Here is a 1,520-nt window from a genome sequence, read left to right as displayed (position 1 = left end):
AGGCGGCCGAGGGCGGCCCCCCGGCGCCGGGCGCCGCCCCGCCGGGTGCGACGGCGGTGCTGGCGCTGGCCGACGGCAGCCTCTTCTGGGGCCGCGGCTTCGGCGCCCATACCGCGACGCCCGCCCCGGTGGGCGAGGTCTGCTTTTCCACCGGCATGACCGGCTATCAGGAGACGCTGACCGACCCGAGCTTCGCCGGGCAGATCATCACCTTCACCTTTCCGCATATCGGCAACGTGGGCACCAACCCCGCCGATACGGAGACGACGACCATCGCCGCCCGCGGGCTGGTGGTGAAGGACGACATCACCGCGCCGTCGAACTGGCGCGCCACCGCCCCGCTGGAGGATTGGCTGCGCGGACAGGGCATCGCCGGCATCGCGGGCGTGGACACCCGCACGCTGACCGCCCGCATCCGCGACGGCGGCGCGCCGAGCGGCGTGATCGCCTATCCGGCGGACGGCGCCTTCGACACCGACGCCCTGATCGAACAGGCACGCGCCTGGCCCGGTCTCGCCGGCATGGACCTCGCCCGCGCCGTCTCCTGCACGCAGACCTATGACTGGGACGAGACGGTCTGGGCCTGGCCCGCCGGGCACGGGCGGCAGACCGCGCCGCGCCACCACGTCGTCGCCGTCGATTACGGCGCCAAGCGCAACATCCTGCGCAGCCTCGCCGCCGCCGGCTGCCGGGTGACGGTGGTGCCGGCGACCGCCTCGGCCGAGGACATCCTGCGCCACCGCCCGGACGGCGTGTTCCTCTCGAACGGCCCCGGCGACCCGGCGGCGACCGCCGAATACGCGGTGCCGGTGCTGCGCGAGGTGCTGGCGAGCGGCCTGCCGCTGTTCGGCATCTGCCTCGGCCACCAGCTGCTCGCCCTCGCGCTCGGCGGCCGCACCTACAAGCTCGACCGCGGCCATCGCGGCGCCAACCAGCCGGTCAAGGAACTGGCCACCGGGCGCGTCGAGATCACCAGCCAGAACCACGGCTTCGCCGTCGACCCCGACAGCCTGCCGGCGGGCGTCGTGCCCACCCATGTCAGCCTGTTCGACGGCTCCAACGAGGGCATCGCCGTCGAGGGCAAGCCCGTCTTCAGCGTGCAGTACCACCCCGAGGCGAGCCCCGGCCCCAGCGATTCCGGCCACCTGTTCGGCCGCTTCGTCGCGCTGATGGACCGGCGGGGCTGAGCGGGCGGAGACGATCGCCATGTTCGGACTGACCGGCCCGCGCGCCGTCCGGCGGCCGGAGGATCTGATCGCGGCGCTGCCGCTGCTGGTCGCGATCCTGCTTGGCTTCAGCCTCGCGGTGTTCGTCCTCGCGCTGTTCACCGACGGGATCATGTACGCGGCGCTGGTGCTGATCGGCCTGATCGCCGCGCTTGCCGCGGTCGGGCTGATCGGCGGCACCGTCGCGTGGCGTACCGGGCTGCTCGCCCTGCCCGGCGCGGCGGTGCCGTCCGCCCCGCCCGCGATCGCCCTCGCCGGCGACGACGAGGCGCCGGCCGAGGACGCGGCGGCGCC

Annotated in this window: 2 protein-coding genes; both read left to right on the top strand. The window is 74.5% G+C overall.

The features are described 5' to 3' along the window. On the top strand, positions 1-1,187 hold a 1,187-nt coding region (carA, locus tag B8460_RS18125; RefSeq protein ID WP_048863023.1), incomplete at its 5' end, for a glutamine-hydrolyzing carbamoyl-phosphate synthase small subunit. 19 nt (positions 1,188-1,206) lie between these two features. Continuing rightward, positions 1,207-1,520: hypothetical protein (locus B8460_RS18120; RefSeq protein ID WP_048863022.1), on the top strand; the 314-nt coding region annotated here is incomplete at its 3' end.

Source organism: Acidisphaera rubrifaciens HS-AP3 (genome assembly GCF_000964365.1).
Classification (GTDB): Bacteria; Pseudomonadota; Alphaproteobacteria; order Acetobacterales; family Acetobacteraceae; genus Acidisphaera; species Acidisphaera rubrifaciens.
This window is presented reverse-complemented; position numbering and strand designations above follow the sequence as displayed.